The organism is Aquirufa sp., assembly GCF_044377215.1.
In the GTDB taxonomy this organism is placed as follows: Bacteria; Bacteroidota; Bacteroidia; order Cytophagales; family Spirosomataceae; genus Aquirufa.
Genome location: NZ_JBILJM010000006.1, coordinates 76381 through 93204, shown reverse-complemented (window position 1 = coordinate 93204; position 16824 = coordinate 76381). Strand labels below are relative to the sequence as shown.

Here is a 16824-nt window from a genome sequence, read left to right as displayed (position 1 = left end):
AGCTACCTTAAATACTATAATCATGAACGAATAAAAATGAATCTAAATGGAATGAGCCCAGTAGAATACCGAGCTCATTATGTCAAATCTATTGTTTAATTTTGTCCAATAAAATGGGTGCACCTCAGGTATCGCGTCTCTACAATCATCATTGAGGTATCGCGTCTCTACAATCATCATTGAGGTATCGCGTCTCTACCTTAAAAATTCTGCCAACAAACCGGCCGTGTAAACCGATAAATAGCCTCGGTTCCTACGGAAGTACTCCGAGCATCGGAGGTAGCTGGAAAAGGGCCGCCGTGCACCATCGCAGGTGAAACTTCCACGCCGGTTGGGAAACCGTTTAACAAAATGCGTCCGACCTTTTGGCTTACCTCATCGATGAGTTCAACTAAATGCGCTAAGTCACTTGGCTCCGCTTGAATCGTAGCGGTTAATTGGCCTGGCAGCTGCTCCGTGAACGCACTCATTTCTGCCAAATCCTGGCAAACCACAGCCACCGTACATGGGCCGAAAACCTCCTCTAAGACCTCTGGGTGCGCCAAAGCCTCCCGAACCGACGTGCTAAACAAAGAAGGAGCCGCGCTTTCGGAAGCGGTTAATCGCTGGGTAGCCGGATGATGATTCAAGGTATTGAACCCGTGTTCAAATGACTGTTTGATTCCTGCTGTCAGGAATGTTCCCAAGGGCATTTGATCTAATTTGGTTGCCAATGATGTTAAAAAACCACGGTCTTTTTCCAGCATAACAATCAAACCGGGATTGGTGCAAAATTGGCCTACACCTAAGCAAATGGATTGACTAAATGCGTCAGCCAGTGCTTCCCCTTGCTTGGCTAGGCGGTCACTGAATAAATAAACTGGGTTTACGGAACCCATTTCTGCGTATACTGGAATGGGTACTTGCCGACGAACCGCTAGGTCGAATAGTGCTTTTCCTCCACGGTACGAGCCCGTAAAAGCGACTGCTTTCGTGCGGTCATGTTTGACTAAATATCCGCCTATCTCATGCCCTTGCGCATGAAGTAATGAAAAAGTACCATCGGGCATGCCTGTTTTTTGAGCAGCTTTTTGGATGGCTTGGCCAACTAAATCACAGGTATTGGGATGAGCTGGATGTGCTTTAAAGACGACGGGACATCCGGCGGCTAAGGCCGACAACGTATCGCCACCGGCTACAGAAAAAGCTAAGGGGAAATTACTTGCCCCAAAAACGACCGTTGGACCCAATGGAATCTGTTTCTGAACCAAACGAGGTTTGGGAAGCGGTTGGCGTTCTGGCATCGCTTCATCCACAATTTCTCTTTTCCACGAAGGGTTTGAGATGAAATTCGCGAAAGCTTGGATTTGGCCGATGGTCCGGCCGCGTTCGCCAGTGATGCGCGCTTCGAGTAAACCTGATTCTGCGCAAGCCGTTTGAATTAGTACATCGCCGATGGCTAAAATTTCCTCGGCGATGGCGTTAAGGAAGTTGACCCTTTCCTCATCGGATACATTCCGGTAAACTTTGAAGGCAGCGGAGGCTTTTGTCAGGGCTTCTTCGGCTTCTTCGGCAGTAGCTTCTACAAATACCTGGGGTAAGGCCTCACCGGATGCGGCTTGAACACCTTGAAAATTCCGGTGCCCGGATGCTTTTGTTTCAAAGCCAATAATCTGTTTTCCAGTTAAATTCATGGGTGTACGGTTTGGATTAGCGTCCCGATAGGTTCGATTTGTATGTGTATTTCGTCGTGTGCTTGTAGCGTAAATGGTGGATCGGGAACGATGCAAGTTCCGGTCATCAGGTAGGCTCCTAGTGGAAAGCTCATTTCGCGGGTCAAATATTCTCTGAGTTCCTCATGACTCCGCTTCATTTGCGATATGTGCGTTTCTCCTTGAAATACTTCTTCTTTTGCTCGATAAATACGCATAGATATAATCGTTTCAGGAGCGAGTGGTTTTTCAGTTACTAATATGCAAGGTCCGATACCCGCGGCAGCGTCATATACTTTGGCTTGTGGGAGATATAGCGGATTTTCACCTTCGATATCGCGGGAGCTCATGTCGTTTCCGATGAGGTATCCAGCGATTTGGTGTTGTTTATTGATGAATAGGGTTAATTCAGGTTCGGGTACATTCCAGGCAGAATCTTTACGGATACGTACGTGGCCTAGGTGGCCTACAGCGCGCAATTTATTGCCTTTATAAAAAATTTCGGGCCTTTCGGCATCATACACTTTATCATAAAAGGTGTCGCCTCCGGATTCTTTGGACTCTTCCATGCGAGCCACTTTACTACGCAAATAGGTCACGCCAGCTGCCCAAATCTCTTGGGATTCGATGGGTGTTTGGGTAGCTTCTGAAGTGGATTCGGTAAAGGATTGTTGGCCACAAATTTGAAATAAATTAGGCTGATTAATAAACTCATCCCAATTTCCATTCAAGGTGGAGGTATATTTCCCTGCTGTATTTTCGATTTGAATACCACCTGTAACGCGGTAGATTTTATAATAGTTCATAGATTATATTATGTATGCGAAAAACAAATCTACTGAATGAAAGGCGAAGGGAAAAGGGGTGGGGGTTATAAATTTGGTCTACGTCTAGTTTAATTCATCTGAATTCTGGGAAGTTCTATTTGTAACTTAATTGTCGCTTGAAGTGCAGTGAAAACGCGTACTAGCGTTTCGAGTGTTACATTTTTTGGATTGTTTTCAATTCTTGATATTTGAGATTTTTGAACACCAATTAGATTACCAAGTTCTGTTTGTGTCATTTTTCGCTCTTTTCGGGATTGTTTGATAGCGCTTCCTATCAAATCCATTTGCAATTCAATCTCAAAGATATCTCGATTGCGTGTTCCCTTTTTGCCAATTAGTTCGTCTTGAACGTTTTCTAATGTATATCCTTTCATTTTATTTTTTCTGTTTTAAATATTCTGATCGCATGCTGACGGCTTTATTTATTTCTCGCTCTGGTAATTTGCTACTTTTTTTAAGTACCCCTGTCGTTACCACGACCTTTGTATTCATACTTGATTTATCCCAAAAGGCGAGTAGCCTGTATTGATTTCGATCGACTAGCGTTCTAAATTCCCAAATTTCAGCATTTAACTTTTTGAATAATTTTGGATCTTTTAATTTTTGAGCTTTACGGATATTATAAAGGATTTTCTCCGCATGCCTTTTATCGATCTTTTGTAAGAAGTTAAATGCTTCCTCTAAAATTAGTATGTCAAAATGGTTCAAAATTCTTTGTGAAGATACCAATAGTTTACATATATGTAAACTATTGGTGGTGAAAATAATTCACACAAGTACATGAAAGCTTGATTGGATCTGCGCTGGCCAACTGATAATCGAAATATTTTATCAGTTACTAGATTAATATGAAGTGAGTGCTTGGTCCAAAGCTGATTTGACCTCACGAGCGATTCTTTTGGCAAAACGGAGCAGGTACCAACACTCATTATTTACCTCCTGCTCCACAATCTGAATCGGATATTTTTTGATAACCTTCATAAACTCGTTCATTTGAGCATAGTTGAATCGTATCTCCATCGTTTCAACAGGTTCGATTTCAATGATTTCAGCAGCGGAAAAAGCTTCCAAACTAGCTTCTTTATAGGCCTGAATTAAACCGGGTACCCCGAGTAAAGTCCCGCCAAAATACCTGACCACGGCCACGAGTGTAAAGTGTACATCACTTGAGAAAATTGTATTTAAGATTGGTTTTCCTGCAGATCCGGAAGGTTCCCCATCGTCATTGTATCGTGCTTCCTCCGGCGTAAAACCGAGTCGGTAAGCATAACAGATATGCCGCGCTTTGGGATGCAACTCCTTGAGTGAATTTATCTGTTCCTTGATATCTTCGAGATCTTTCACCGGAAATACATACCCGATGAACTTACTTCCTTTATCTTTGTAGCTTCCCTCAGCTGGTTGCGTAATGGAAAGATAGGAATCTGGTAGGGACATGCGCTAAAATTAAATTCCAATGTATGCATAACAATCATTTTTTCCTACGCATCCTTGCTCAGCAGCTTCGTCAAATTTTGACCTATGCGCGCTTAAAGCAGTGTTTTTCGCAGGAAAAAGATGAATTAGTTATTGGGTTTGAGCGCCAAACAGGTGATGATTTTTGGATCAAATGCTGTTTTAGTCCCCAATTTTCAACACTACAATTCCCATCCCAATTTCATCGCGCAGGTCGTAATTCCATTGACCTATTTTCGGATTTGTTGCTGCACGAGGTACAAGATGTCTATGTTTTTGAGAATGAACGGGCGATTGGATTGGATTTTTTAGGCCAACAAACCCTCGTGCTCAAGTTGTTTGGTAATCGGTCGAATGTTATTCTATTTCAAGAAGGTGAACATGTTGCTCAATTTCAAAAAAAATTAGGAAAGGATTATGAGTTGACATTGCCAGTTTTGCATCGGTCGATCGATCAAGATTTTGATGCTTTTGAGGCTGCAGATGGTGATTATAGGGCTTTGTATCCAACGATCGGTAAAGAAGGTGCGGCCTACTTTGACGCGCTTGGTTACGAATCGAAATCACGTGCAGGCCAATGGGAATTTCTTGAGCAAACGCTACATGCACTCGAAAATCCAACCATCTCGATCATCGAAACAACCAAGGGAATTGGTCTAACCATTTTTCCCATTCACGGGGAGGCCCTTTTTCAAAGTCAAGATGCCGTCGACGCGCTCAATCAATTCTACAGCCTGCATTATTCCATTGGGGAATTTCGGCGCGAAAAAGGATTGTTACTGGAATTGCTAACTAAGCAACGCATCAAGGCCATTCATTACCTCGATAATTTAACAAAACAGCAACATGTTCGCGAGGCAAATTTAGCCTATGAGGAAATTGGAAATATTTTAATGGCCTTTTTACACCTCATTCCGGCCGGATCCAAATCCGTCGAACTCGAAGATTTTTACCACGGAGGTACGATTGCAATCAAATTAAATCCGCTGTTATCAGGCCCTGAGAATGCCGAAAATTATTACCGGAAAGCAAAAAATTACGTGAAGGAAATTGCCCATTGGCAATCCAATGTAGATCGAAAGCAAGCTGAAATAGAATTGTTGGGCGAGCAGTTAAGCCAAATTTCACTCGCGGAAAATCGCAAACAGTTAAAACCTTATTTACCACTTTTACGTGTACATACTGCGGCGGTGGCGGATGCCTCTGATCTGCCATTTAAGCAATTTGAAACGGATGGCTGGGTGATTTGGGTAGGAAAAAATGCAAAGAATAATGATTTATTGACGCTGAAATATGCGAAGAAATTTGATATTTGGTTGCATGCGCGGGATGTTTCTGGGTCGCATGTGATTATTCGAAATCCCCAACAGCGTACCGTTCCGAAACACATTGTTGAGAAGGCCGCTGAATTAGCCGCCCATTTTTCTAAACGGGCGACGGAGTCCCTTTGTCCGGTCATCGTAACTTCTAAAAAATACGTACGGAAGACGAAAGATTTATTACCTGGTCAGGTTATTGTGGATCGAGAGGAAGAGGTAGTTTTGGTGAAGCCCACCTTTTGGGAATAGTATAATACCATTAAATCCTTTTATTTTCTCCTGAAATACCCTATTTTCGTGCCTTACTACCCTATCTAAACTTTCTATCTATGCAATTGCTCGATTACTTGGTTTTCCTCTTTTATTTTGTTGTTGTTTCTGGCTATGGTTATTGGATTTACAACAAGAAAAAATCACAAATCGCAGATTCAAATGACTTCTTTTTAGCCGAAGGCTCGTTGACATGGTGGGCCATTGGTTCTTCCTTAATTGCCTCAAATATTTCTGCTGAACAGTTTATTGGAGCTTCAGGAGACGGTTTTCAAATGGGGCTTGCCATTGCAACCTATGAGTGGATGGCCGCAGGAACGCTCTTAATTGTTGCGATTTTCTTCATGCCTATCTATTTGAAAAATAAGATTTTCACCATGCCTCAGTTTTTGTCGCAGCGTTATAACTCAACCGTTAGTTTGATTATGGCGGTGTTTTGGTTGTTGTTGTATGTGACTGTGAATTTAACATCCATTCTTTATTTAGGCGCCTTAGCGGTGTCTACTATTTCTGGAATTGACTTCTCAGTTTGTATGATTGCCATGTCGGTTTTTGCTATTGTTATTACGCTGGGTGGCATGAAGGTGATTGGATATACCGATGTTATTCAAGTGGTTTTCTTGGTATTAGGAGGTTTGGTTACCTCTTATTTAGCATTGAATTTAGTGTCTGAGCGTTTTGGAGGAGAAGGCGTGTTGAATGGCATGAATCATCTGATGACCAAAGCTCCAGATCATTTCCACATGATTTTGGGTAAGGAAAATCCAAATTATCCTTCATTACCAGGTTTAGCGGTATTGTTTGGGGGTATGTGGATTATTAATTTAAATTATTGGGGTTGTAATCAATATATTACGCAGCGTGCGTTGGGGGCTGATTTGCCCACAGCTCGTAAGGGAATTTTGTTTGCTGCATTCCTAAAAATGATGATGCCCATTATCGTTGTTTTACCAGGTATTGCCGCTTATTTATTGTGGAAAGATGGAATGTTCCAGACTGAAATGATGAAAGATGGCGCCTTGAGCAAGGATAATGCCTACCCTGTATTGTTGAATTTATTGCCTGTAGGATTGAAAGGTTTATCGTTTGCTGCGTTAACCGCTGCAGTCGTAGCTTCGATGGCAGGTAAAACAAATTCAATCTCAACTATTTTTACCCTCGATATTTATAAGCAATACATTAACCCACAAGCTTCCGAGAAGAAATTGGTTTCCATTGGTCGTATTTCGGTTGTCGTTTCCATGGTGGCTGCCGTTTTAATTGCTCCCTTCATGGGTATCGATAAAAAAGGTGGTTTTCAGTTTATTCAAGAATACACGGGTTATATTTCACCAGGTATTTTTGCTTTGTTTATTTTAGGTTTTTTCTGGAAGCGTGCGACATCGAATGCAGCCTTGTTTGCATTGATTGGTGGTGTGACGTTCTCTGTATTATCTAAATACATTCCCACATGGACAGGCGTGACGGATTGTATGTTCTACTCTTCATTTCCGGATGCGTCTGGCGTGTATTACATTCCATTCATCGATCGTATGGGCTGGGTATTCTTATTCTGTGTGGCTTCTATGGTGATTATATCCCTTGCTGATCCTGCATCTAAGAATAATCCCAAAGGATTGGAAATCGATGCCAAAATGTTCAAACTTGAGCCCGCTTTTATCGCCGGAACAGTGGTGATTGTGATGATGCTGCTGGGATTGTATACGTATTTTTGGTAAAAAGACACTAGACATTAGACGTCAGACGCTAGACGTTGGACAGTATAATTAAAAGAAAGACCCTAAGAATTACTCCCTAGGGTCTTTTTAATTTAAAAATGTCTTGCGTCTAATGTCTAGTGTCCAACGTCTAAATTGCTCCTTTAATAATCGAATCTACTACCCCCGGATCTAACAACGTAGAGGTGTCTCCCAAACTGCCAAATTCCCCTTCAGCGACCTTGCGTAAAATACGACGCATGATTTTGCCTGAGCGAGTTTTTGGTAAACCAGTCACAAACTGAATTTTATCTGGTTTGGCAATTGGCCCGATCACACGCGCCACCGTAGCCAAAATATCTTTGCGAGTCAATTCATCATTAATGGTTGGGTGCTCACAGATGACATAGGCGTAGATTCCTTGGCCTTTGACATCATGAGGATAACCAACCACCGCAGATTCGATAACTCCCGTGTGCATATTGATGGCATTTTCAACTTCAGCTGTTCCGATGCGGTGACCCGAAATATTCATGACGTCATCGACCCGACCGGTAATTCGGTAATAGCCATCCTCATCACGCATACATCCATCACCCGTGAAATACAATCCGGGATAAGTTGAGAAATACGTTGTTTTGCATCGCTCGTGATCCCCGTAGGTCGTCCGGATAATGGATGGCCATGGATATTTGATGCATAAGTTTCCGTTGACGCCATTTCCTTCGATCTCTTTTCCGTTTTCGTCAACTAAGATCGGCTGGACTCCGGGTAGGGGAAGCGTTGCAAAAGCTGGCTTTAAAGGTGTTATGCCGGCAATTGGTGAAATCATTAGACCCCCCGTTTCAGTTTGCCACCACGTATCGACGATTGGGCAATTACCCTTGCCGATTTTTTCGTCGTACCACTGCCATGCTTCCACGTTGATGGGTTCACCCACAGATCCGAGCACACGAAGTGAACTCAAATCTTTTCCTGCTAAGAACGCATCGCCAAAGCCCATCAATGAACGGATCGCCGTAGGTGCTGTATAGAAAATATTCACTTGATGACGTTTGATAATATCCCAAAAACGTCCTGCATCGGGGTACGTTGGGATACCTTCAAATAATACCGAAATGGCGCCATTTAATAAGGGACCGTAAACCAAATAGGAGTGGCCTGTGATCCAACCGATATCCGCCGTACAGAAAAATACATCACCCGGGTTGTATTGGAAAACATTGGCAAAGGTATAAGCCGTGTAAACCATGTAACCGCCGCAGGTATGAACGACCCCTTTCGGTTTACCAGTTGAGCCAGATGTGTAGAGTATAAACAAAGGATCTTCGGCATTCATGGCCTCTGGAGCGCAAACGTCAGAAGCCTGTATTACTTCTTCTTCCCACCAAAGGTCACGTCCTTTCAACATGGAAATCGGTGTTTTGGTACGTGTTTTAACGATGACCGTTTCCACACAAGGGCATGAAAGCAATGCGTCATCCACCGTTTCCTTCATGGGAATGGTTTTATTACCGCGCACCGCTCCATCCGTTGTGATGACCAATTTACATTGCGAATCATTGATACGATCCGAAATAGATTGCGCAGAAAAACCGCCAAAAACTACCGAGTGAATGGCACCTATGCGCGCGCAAGCTAAGACAGCAATCGCTAATTCCGGAATCATGGGCATATAAATGCATACTCGATCTCCTTTATTTACCCCTTGTGCTTTTAACACATTGCTGAATTTGCAAACGCGCGTGTGTAATTCACGATAAGTTAGGGTAATCGCTTCATCGCCTGGCTCATTGGGTTCATATATAATCGCTGCCTGATCCGGAATGGTTTTCAGATGCCTATCCAGTGCATTAGCCGTAATATTCATTTGGCCATCCTCGAACCATTTGACCGAATAGTCATCAAAGCTCCAGTCAAGAACTTTGGTAAATGGTTTAATCCAATCAAATTCGTTGGCAATATCAGCCCAAAATTGTTCCGGTTTTTCTACACTTAGGGAATACGCCTCCTGGTATTCTTGTAAACTTTTAATTCGCATGTTTTTTTTGGTCAAACTCTCCTGTCAAGGCAAAGTATCCGAAAAGGGACATGCCAATGCTGATGAAAGGAGCTAAAATAAAGGTATAAATAATGGCTGGGACTAGGTCGTTTCCGCCTTTTTCCCATAATGGAAGTGCTTGGAAATATACAAGGTATAGGCCTGTTGAGATGCCCAACATAATCCAAACGACGCCTAAAAGTCTTTTTAAGCCATTCAGTTGAAATGTTTTTTTGATTTTAACATCTTGCATATAGACTAGGCCGATGATCAAACAAACCGAAATCATGGCGATTGGATAGTTTAATCCTTCCAGATAGGGTTTCGCTATGGTGGTATCGTTCGATGCCGTAGTCACTAAAAAAGTTGCTATGGCTGGCATTAATCCGCCAAAAATCCCATTGCCGATGTGGTACGGAAAGGACATGGAGGTATACCTGATTTTTATCGGAAATAACTCAACCAAAAATGCGGCAATCGGTCCATAGGCCATGCTTACAAAGCTAATCAGGCAGAAAATCAAGCCGATCATTTTCCATTGTGCGGTGGCTGTGATATGAATAATTGGGCCTTTTTCGGTGGTTGTTTCGACAGTTCCATCCGTAAAGGTTCGAATCGTATGTCCCTTTTCGTAGGTAATCGAGCCCTTTACTTCCGTTTTTTGTTTCGTATCTACGAGGTCGTACATCGTGGAAAAAATCGGTCGATACAGGAATAAGGCGAGGGCCATGCCGGCCAACATGATTCCTTTTCTGCCTAATTTGTCCGATAAGGCGCCAAAAAGCACAAATAGGGGAGTTCCGGCGAGTAAGCCAATGACCAATATCAGGTTGGTTTGCGTTTCTTCGAGATGGCAAATTTTCAACAAGAATGTTTGGGCGTAAAATTGGCCCGTATACCACACCAAACCCTGTCCCATCGTGGCTCCAAACAACGCAAGCAACACAAATTTTAAATTCAATTTATTGCCAAAAGATTCTTTTAAGGGGTTTTTTGCAACATTTCCTGTCTTTTTGGCCTCTTCGAACAAAGGAGATTCTGCCATGTTTTTACGGACGATGATGGAACCGATGACCATGACGATGGAGATGAGGAAGGGGATGCGCCAACCGTAATTATCGAATTCTTCGGCAGATAGGAGGCTGCGTGTCAGCATGATTACGCCTAATGAAATGATCAGTCCGAGTGTGGCAGTGGTTTGAATCCAGGACGTATAAAAGCCTCTTTGGTGCTCAGGTGAGTGTTCCGCGACGTAAGTGGCCGCGCCGCCGTATTCACCACCAAGTGCTAAACCTTGCAATAAGCGTAAAATTAAAACCAAAATAGGAGCGAGTGCGCCGATGCTTTGGTAGGAAGGAATTAAACCAATGGCGAATGTAGCTCCACCCATAAGCATCAGAGTAACCATAAAGGTGTATTTACGGCCAATGACGTCCCCAATCTTTCCGAAAAAAAGTGCACCAAATGGTCGTACAACGAAACCTGCCGCAAAAGTTGCCAACGTATTTAAAAAAGCAGCTGTGGGGTTGTCGGTAGGGAAAAATTTCGTCGACAATACCGTCGCCAAACTACCAAATATGTAAAAGTCGTACCATTCAATCAACGTGCCTACAGAAGATGCGCCGATGATGTAGCTTAATTTTTTATTCACAGGTCTAGAATTTTACCCGAATATATCAAAAAAATAGCTAAAATTTGTCAATAGAATATTCAAGATATGACTGAATTTAAGGAAACGCAGCGGTTTACGCAGTGGTGGTTGTGGTTGATTTTATTTGGAACATGGGCTATCATGATTTTTGCTTTGTTGCAGGAAGTAAATGAAATAAATATGTCATTTTTTATTGGTGGATTTATCGGCCTTGGTTTGCCCATATTTTTTTGGCAAATGCGTTTAGTGACACGAGTGACTTCAGCGGGAATTTACGTGCGATTTATCCCTTTTCATTTTAAAGAACAATTTTACCCTTGGGATTCCATTGAATCCGCTCAAGTTCGTACCTATGATTCTTTGTTTGAATATGGTGGCTGGGGAATTAAATACGGATTTAGTGGCCAAGGTAAAGTGTATAATGTTTCCGGGGACCAAGGACTTCAGTTGGTCTTCAAATCAGGAGAGAAAATTTTAATTGGTACGCACAAACCGGAAGAAATTCAAGCTGCTGTTCCATTGTAGATTATCAAGTTCTTGGGCAATTTATGTCGTTTAAAAAACGTTCGCAAGTTAGCCAGCTACGCTGCCGGGGTCAACGACCCCGGCAGCGTCTCCCGCGCACGGTAGGCGTTCGCTGAAAAAGCGGAATGCCAGAATAAAGCCGTAACTTGCGCCATTATTATGAGGATGCTTGTTATTTCCAGTTATTACTCATAAGCACACATTCTCATTTTAATATGACATTTCAAGAGTTACACCTCATTGAGCCTATCTTAAAGGCGCTCGGTGAGGAGGGTTACACAAACCCAACACCCATTCAAGCACAAGCTATTCCGATTGTACTTAAAGGCACCGACCTCCTTGGTTGCGCCCAAACAGGTACCGGAAAAACCGCCGCTTTTACGCTTCCCATCATCCAATTGATGGATGCCAATCAAACATTTCAAAAACCTAAAAAAATCCGTGCACTGATCGTAACTCCCACGCGGGAACTAGCCATTCAAATCGGTGAGAGTTTTAGGGCCTACGCGCGCCATACCTCATTAAATCATACCGTTATTTTCGGAGGAGTTGGCCAAAGCCCACAAGTTTCCGCGCTTCGCTCCGGCGTTGATGTGGTGATAGCGACCCCAGGTCGTTTATTGGATTTGATGAATCAAAAGCTTTTGTCAATTGCCAATGTAGAATATTTCGTCCTCGATGAGGCTGATCGCATGCTCGATATGGGTTTTATTCATGATGTTCGGAAATTACTAGCCGCACTTCCTCGTCAGCGTCAATCGCTATTTTTCTCGGCAACTATGCCGCCCGAAATCGTGCAATTGGCCGCGACTATTTTGCGCAACCCAGCTGAAGTTTCCGTGACGCCCGTGTCATCAACCGTGGAAATCATTAACCAATCGGTGTATTTCGTTGACAAAAACAACAAGAACACCCTTTTATTGGATATTCTCGAAGACACCAAAATCAAAACAGCCTTAGTCTTTACGCGTACCAAACATGGTGCCGATAAAGTTGTCAAAGTCCTATTAAAAGCAAGCATCAAAGCCGAAGCAATTCATGGAAATAAATCCCAAAATGCGCGCCAAACAGCCTTGAAAAACTTCACCGCTCAAACAACGCGAGTTTTAGTAGCCACCGACATCGCAGCGCGTGGTATCGATGTGGATGATTTGGAATATGTGATTAATTTTGAATTACCTAATATCCCAGAAACGTATGTCCACCGGATCGGTCGGACTGGGCGTGCAGGTGCCAACGGTACCGCGATTTCTTTTTGTGATATTGAAGAAAAAGCCTATTTAAAGGATATTGAGAAGTTAATTGGCAAAAAAGTGCCCGTTATCGAAGCACACCGCTACCCGATGAAAGTTTTGACAATCGAGAAAAAGGCCAAACAAAGTCCTCCAAACCGGGGTGGAAAACCTGCCGGACCTGGCACTGCCGCCACAAAACCGGAGGAAAATCCGCGCTCTTTCGATAAAGCCAAAGCCGGTCGTAAATGGTACGGCAAAAAGAATACCTACTAAGATGAATAAAACACTTTTGGTCATTGCGGGTCCTACGGCTGTTGGCAAAACAGCTCTATGCGTCGAAATGGCCAAAAGTCTTCATACCGAAATTATCTCGGCCGACTCCCGGCAATTTTACCAAGAATTAAGTATCGGTACCGCAAAGCCAAGCCTCGAAGAGCAGGGTGGCGTCAAACACCATTTCATTAATTCGCATTCCATCCATGACTATTTTTCTCCGGGGGATTTTGAACGTGATGCGCTAAAAATCTTAACTGATTTATTTCAAACACATGACCTCGTCATCCTAACGGGTGGATCAGGTTTATATCTTAAGGCCTTGATGGAAGGTTTGGACGATATGCCGGATGTAGATTTGGCCTTGCGGGAAAACCTGATGAAATCGCTGGAAACGGATGGGTTGGAAAAACTATTTAGGCAGCTTCAGGCATTAGACCCTGAATATGCCGCGCAATTAGATCCACAAAATCCGCAGCGGGTTGTTAGAGCTTTGGAAGTATGTTTGTCGACTGGTAAATCCTATACATCTTTCCGCAATCAGCAAAAGGCTGATCGTCCCTTTGAGATGATCAAAATATGCCTTGATCGGCCGCGTGAAGAATTATACCAACGAATCGATGCCCGCATGGAAATGATGTTGGCCGCTGGCCTCGTACAAGAAGCCAAAGATTTCGAAGCCTATCAAGACCGTTACGCCTTAAAAACCTTGGGTTATAAAGAAATATATGGGTTTTTCAGAGCTGAGTACGATGAGCCCGAAATGATTCGCCTATTGAAACGTAATTCCAGGCATTATGCCAAAAAACAATTGACTTGGTTTAGGCATCAGGATGATTTTGAATTTGTGCATCCCGACCAGGCTTTCGCCTACATTCAGGGTAAGCTTAAATAAGCTTCCAGACCTCCCGAGACATTTTGGGCTTGAAGGCCTTTGGCGGTCATGAGCCGACAAGCAATCTGGCTTTGTGTGCCGTTATAACAAATGACGGTGTATTTTGTGGATGTGTTTAACTCGTCGATGCGCGTTAGTAGATCATCCAATGGTATATGAATTCCCCCTAAATCAAAATCCGCTCGTTCCCTAGGCGTACGAATGTCCAAAAGGGAAAGAGCGGATAAATTTTCCTTGAAATCGTTCGCGGAAATGGATAACATCTTAATATCCAGCCGCTTGCCAGGCAAGCATACCACCTAAAACGTTACGGACGTTCGTATATCCTTCGCTTGTTAAGTATTCTTTGGCACGTCCAGAACGGGCACCCGAGCGGCAATGGATTAAAATTTCTTGATCTTTCCAGGCTTCGATTTCCTCCAAACGATCAGGTAATTCGCCCAACGGAATCAAGGTTGCCCCGATGTTGAACTCATCAAATTCATATTCCTCGCGGACATCGATCAGGTTCAGGTTTTCACCTTTGTCCATACGCTCTTTTAATTCTTCAATTGTAATATCCATGATTATTGATCTTCGCCACCCACAACCCATAGGTCGATCAGGTCGCCAGGTTTAACACTTGTTCCTTCGCAAGTTGCGCACGTTTGTTTGAAAACCGTTCCCGCTGGAAACGTTTCATTCGCCTCATATACGACCTTGCCCATTTTTAAATTCATACCTGCCAAAATAATAGTCACCTCGTCCATCGGCTTACCCACAAAATCAGGCATTTCCATGTCGACATTCGCGATACCATTTCCAATGTATAAATCAACCATCGTGCCTTTGGGAATACTTGCGCCTGCTTCAATTTTACGGCCCAGCGCTTGAACTTCAATCACCTCTTTCACGCGCGGATCATTTACTTCATGAACAATTCCTTTGCGTAGTCCAGCAATGAATAATTGCTGCTCGGCACTTCGCACGGATAAGCCTACTAAAGTTGGCAATTTAATTGTAGGAGGTGTTTCTGAATTAATCGTAATATAAATTTTACGCCCTGATTTGACCAATGCATTGGGTAGTGGATATTGCGATAAGACGGTCAATGGCGGCTTATCAGCCGTATAAGTGCAATCTGAAACTTCATATGTAAGGTCGCTACCATCAATCAATTCTTCCATTTTATCGGCCGATAAGCCTTTTAAGTTAGGAACTTTGATTGTTTCGCCATGATGCGTACTCCAGGGTAAATACACGAAGAAAAAGCCAAAAAATAACACAAGAAACAACGAGATTAAAATCGCGATGTGTGTGATTAAGTCTTTCTTGGATTGCGTTGGTATTTGAGCCATTGTGAGGAAATACGTATTTGCGTGCAAGATAAGGAAAACAATAATCCTAGGCAAGGGGTCTGTGGGCAGTAGTCAGTGGTCAGTAATCAGTTTTCAGTGGTCAGTCGCTAGTCATCAGTCGGTAGTCATCAATCTAAAGTTTAACGTTCAGCAGCTAAAAAAAAATCCGAAGTCAAAAGCCATTTGATGAATTTACATCCTTTGAACTTTCAACTTCGGACTAGTGACTGACGACTAGCGACTGACCACTGATTACTGACTACTGATTACTGACCACTGGCTAGTACTTAAAGATTTTATCTCCCGCCATTACCTCTTGCGTCTTTTGATCAAAAGTAACGCGCTGGCCAGTGCGATACGCCGCATTCGACATAATCGTAGCGATAGAGTGCTGGTAACCAGCTTCAATCGGTGCATTCGGTGTCTTGCGTGAACGTACACATTCCATCCAGTTTTTCACGTGGTTGAATGTCAATGAATCACCACCTGTATCTGCATCTGTAGCCACTTTAGCACCTTCAATTTTCATCGTTGGCAATAAATTCGCTTGCATTCCCATCGCTTTCGCCTCACGCTCACGCAAACCACCGTTTGGTGAAATCGTATTCGTGTCTAGGTTTAATTCACCTCCATTAGAGTAGTAAATCTCCTTTGTACCACCAGCTCCATTAGAGAAACGTGATGTGAACTGAACTTGGAATCCTTTATTTCCTTGACCGTAATCAAATACCACTGTCAACGTATCCGCATTAACACGGCCGTCATTCCACTGGTAAATTCCACCATTTGCAACCACCGAGTTTGGATGTGCCAGGCCTGAGAACCAGTGTACCGTGTCGATTTGATGTGACATCCATTGGCCCGGAATTCCAGATGAATAAGGCCAGAATAAACGATACTCTAAGTATTTACGTGGGTCAAATTTATCGGCCGGACGATTCATCAAGAAACGCTTCCAGTCGATATCTGACTCTTTTAAAATGCTTGTTAGTTCAGGACGTCTCCAACGAGCCGGTTGGTTTACATTCCACATCAACTCCACCATTTTGATATCGCCGAATTTTCCTGATTTGATGAATTCGTCAGCTGCCCAATAGTTCTCTCCAGACCGACGCTGCGATCCGATTTGAACAATTTTTCCAGAATCCTTCACCGCTTTCAATACCGCACGGTTATCTTCCATCGTTTCTGCCAATGGTTTCTCCGTATACGTATCGCAACCTGCTTTGACCGCCTCAATAGTATGTAAGGCATGTTGGAAATCCGCCGTCGAAATAAACACCGCATCGATTCCTTTCGCTGAATACAATTCTTCGTTGTTGCGGTAAGTTTGAATAGTTCCACCCAACTGCTTTTCTAAATATGCTTTTCCCTCATCACGTCTGCGGTTCCAAAGATCCGATAACGCCACCATTTCAAAGTTCATTCCTTTGGCCAAAGCCTTAAATGGAGGTACATGGGAAGCACGGTGACGGTCTGAAAAACCAACACAAGCCACGCGAACACGGTCGTTCGCACCAATGATTTTACTGTACGATTTGGCACTAAATGCGAGTGTTCCCAACGTCGCCAAAGCACCTTTTTGAATAAATGATCTTCTTTCCATGG

Annotated in this window: 17 protein-coding genes; 6 read left to right on the top strand and 11 right to left on the bottom strand. The window is 43.2% G+C overall.

Annotation, left to right across the window (positions count from 1 at the left end):
• Positions 1 to 99: IS3 family transposase (locus tag ACIQ6T_RS03865; RefSeq protein WP_395784421.1), on the top strand; the 99-nt coding region annotated here is incomplete at its 5' end.
• Positions 100 to 200: 101 nt separating this feature from the next.
• Here ACIQ6T_RS03865 and ACIQ6T_RS03860 read toward each other — a convergent pair.
• From ACIQ6T_RS03860 to ACIQ6T_RS03840, 5 genes are all read right to left on the bottom strand, one after another.
• On the bottom strand, positions 201 to 1673 hold the full coding sequence (locus ACIQ6T_RS03860) for an aldehyde dehydrogenase (NADP(+)) (protein WP_395784417.1): 1473 nt from the start codon (positions 1671 to 1673) through the stop codon (positions 201 to 203).
• A complete protein-coding gene (locus tag ACIQ6T_RS03855; protein WP_395784415.1) occupies positions 1670 to 2497 on the bottom strand; it encodes a fumarylacetoacetate hydrolase family protein in 828 nt (275 codons plus the stop codon). Before ACIQ6T_RS03855 ends, ACIQ6T_RS03860 begins: the two co-directional genes overlap by 4 nt.
• A gap of 89 nt (positions 2498 to 2586) precedes the next feature.
• Positions 2587 to 2892 carry a helix-turn-helix domain-containing protein gene (locus ACIQ6T_RS03850; RefSeq protein WP_395784413.1) on the bottom strand — a complete coding sequence of 102 codons (306 nt, stop codon included), beginning with the start codon at positions 2890 to 2892 and terminating at the stop codon, positions 2587 to 2589.
• A gap of 1 nt (position 2893) precedes the next feature.
• Entirely contained in the window at positions 2894 to 3247 is a 354-nt protein-coding gene (locus ACIQ6T_RS03845; protein WP_395784411.1) for a type II toxin-antitoxin system RelE/ParE family toxin, read from the bottom strand.
• Between the two features lie 114 nt (positions 3248 to 3361).
• Entirely contained in the window at positions 3362 to 3955 is a 594-nt protein-coding gene (locus ACIQ6T_RS03840; RefSeq protein ID WP_395784409.1) for an IMPACT family protein, read from the bottom strand.
• Positions 3956 to 3978: 23 nt separating this feature from the next.
• Here ACIQ6T_RS03840 and ACIQ6T_RS03835 point away from each other — a divergent pair, with 23 nt between their 5' ends.
• Both ACIQ6T_RS03835 and ACIQ6T_RS03830 read left to right on the top strand, forming a co-directional pair.
• On the top strand, positions 3979 to 5541 hold the full coding sequence (locus ACIQ6T_RS03835) for an NFACT RNA binding domain-containing protein (RefSeq protein WP_395784407.1): 1563 nt from the start codon (positions 3979 to 3981) through the stop codon (positions 5539 to 5541).
• Positions 5542 to 5621: 80 nt separating this feature from the next.
• A complete protein-coding gene (locus ACIQ6T_RS03830; RefSeq protein WP_395784405.1) occupies positions 5622 to 7280 on the top strand; it encodes a sodium/sugar symporter in 1659 nt (552 codons plus the stop codon).
• A 130-nt stretch (positions 7281 to 7410) separates the two neighbouring features.
• On the opposite strand, the gene acs is transcribed toward ACIQ6T_RS03830, so the two are convergent.
• Both acs and ACIQ6T_RS03820 read right to left on the bottom strand, forming a co-directional pair.
• Positions 7411 to 9300: an acetate--CoA ligase gene (acs, locus tag ACIQ6T_RS03825; RefSeq protein WP_395784403.1), complete on the bottom strand. Its 1890-nt coding sequence runs from the start codon at positions 9298 to 9300 to the stop codon at positions 7411 to 7413.
• A complete protein-coding gene (locus ACIQ6T_RS03820; RefSeq protein ID WP_395784401.1) occupies positions 9290 to 10951 on the bottom strand; it encodes an MFS transporter in 1662 nt (553 codons plus the stop codon). Before ACIQ6T_RS03820 ends, acs begins: the two co-directional genes overlap by 11 nt.
• 66 nt (positions 10952 to 11017) lie before the next feature.
• Here ACIQ6T_RS03820 and ACIQ6T_RS03815 point away from each other — a divergent pair, with 66 nt between their 5' ends.
• From ACIQ6T_RS03815 to miaA, 3 genes are all read left to right on the top strand, one after another.
• A complete protein-coding gene (locus tag ACIQ6T_RS03815) occupies positions 11018 to 11476 on the top strand; it encodes a hypothetical protein (protein WP_395784399.1) in 459 nt (152 codons plus the stop codon).
• Between the two features lie 215 nt (positions 11477 to 11691).
• Positions 11692 to 12984, top strand: a complete 1293-nt coding sequence (locus ACIQ6T_RS03810; protein WP_395784397.1) for a DEAD/DEAH box helicase — start codon at positions 11692 to 11694, stop codon at positions 12982 to 12984.
• Position 12985: 1 nt separating this feature from the next.
• Positions 12986 to 13879, top strand: a complete 894-nt coding sequence (gene miaA, locus ACIQ6T_RS03805; protein WP_395784395.1) for a tRNA (adenosine(37)-N6)-dimethylallyltransferase MiaA — start codon at positions 12986 to 12988, stop codon at positions 13877 to 13879.
• On the opposite strand, the gene ACIQ6T_RS03800 is transcribed toward miaA, so the two are convergent.
• From ACIQ6T_RS03800 to ACIQ6T_RS03785, 4 genes are all read right to left on the bottom strand, one after another.
• Positions 13861 to 14142, bottom strand: coding sequence for a rhodanese-like domain-containing protein (locus ACIQ6T_RS03800; protein ID WP_395784393.1), 282 nt, complete (start codon positions 14140 to 14142; stop codon positions 13861 to 13863). The genes miaA and ACIQ6T_RS03800 overlap by 19 nt on opposite strands.
• Before the next feature lies 1 nt (position 14143).
• A complete protein-coding gene (locus ACIQ6T_RS03795) occupies positions 14144 to 14443 on the bottom strand; it encodes a rhodanese-like domain-containing protein (protein ID WP_395784391.1) in 300 nt (99 codons plus the stop codon).
• Between the two features lie 2 nt (positions 14444 to 14445).
• Complete coding sequence (locus tag ACIQ6T_RS03790; RefSeq protein ID WP_395784389.1) at positions 14446 to 15216, bottom strand: PASTA domain-containing protein; 771 nt, start codon at positions 15214 to 15216, stop codon at positions 14446 to 14448.
• Positions 15217 to 15496: 280 nt separating this feature from the next.
• Positions 15497 to 16822: a Gfo/Idh/MocA family protein gene (locus tag ACIQ6T_RS03785; RefSeq protein WP_395784387.1), complete on the bottom strand. Its 1326-nt coding sequence runs from the start codon at positions 16820 to 16822 to the stop codon at positions 15497 to 15499.
• Positions 16823 to 16824: the final 2 nt, after the last annotated feature.

Excerpts from the sequence above, each read along its gene's own strand:
- ACIQ6T_RS03860 (WP_395784417.1), bottom strand. The coding sequence starts at position 1,673 with ATGAATTTAACTGGAAAACAGATTATTGGCTTTGAAACAAAAGCATCC.
- ACIQ6T_RS03855 (WP_395784415.1), bottom strand. The coding sequence starts at position 2,497 with ATGAACTATTATAAAATCTACCGCGTTACAGGTGGTATTCAAATCGAA.
- ACIQ6T_RS03850 (WP_395784413.1), bottom strand. The coding sequence starts at position 2,892 with ATGAAAGGATATACATTAGAAAACGTTCAAGACGAACTAATTGGCAAA.
- ACIQ6T_RS03840 (WP_395784409.1), bottom strand. The coding sequence starts at position 3,955 with ATGTCCCTACCAGATTCCTATCTTTCCATTACGCAACCAGCTGAGGGA.
- ACIQ6T_RS03835 (WP_395784407.1), top strand. The coding sequence starts at position 3,979 with ATGCATAACAATCATTTTTTCCTACGCATCCTTGCTCAGCAGCTTCGT.
- ACIQ6T_RS03830 (WP_395784405.1), top strand. The coding sequence starts at position 5,622 with ATGCAATTGCTCGATTACTTGGTTTTCCTCTTTTATTTTGTTGTTGTT.
- acs (WP_395784403.1), bottom strand. The coding sequence starts at position 9,300 with ATGCGAATTAAAAGTTTACAAGAATACCAGGAGGCGTATTCCCTAAGT.
- ACIQ6T_RS03815 (WP_395784399.1), top strand. The coding sequence starts at position 11,018 with ATGACTGAATTTAAGGAAACGCAGCGGTTTACGCAGTGGTGGTTGTGG.
- ACIQ6T_RS03810 (WP_395784397.1), top strand. The coding sequence starts at position 11,692 with ATGACATTTCAAGAGTTACACCTCATTGAGCCTATCTTAAAGGCGCTC.
- miaA (WP_395784395.1), top strand. The coding sequence starts at position 12,986 with ATGAATAAAACACTTTTGGTCATTGCGGGTCCTACGGCTGTTGGCAAA.
- ACIQ6T_RS03800 (WP_395784393.1), bottom strand. The coding sequence starts at position 14,142 with ATGTTATCCATTTCCGCGAACGATTTCAAGGAAAATTTATCCGCTCTT.
- ACIQ6T_RS03795 (WP_395784391.1), bottom strand. The coding sequence starts at position 14,443 with ATGGATATTACAATTGAAGAATTAAAAGAGCGTATGGACAAAGGTGAA.
- ACIQ6T_RS03790 (WP_395784389.1), bottom strand. The coding sequence starts at position 15,216 with ATGGCTCAAATACCAACGCAATCCAAGAAAGACTTAATCACACACATC.
- ACIQ6T_RS03785 (WP_395784387.1), bottom strand. The coding sequence starts at position 16,822 with ATGGAAAGAAGATCATTTATTCAAAAAGGTGCTTTGGCGACGTTGGGA.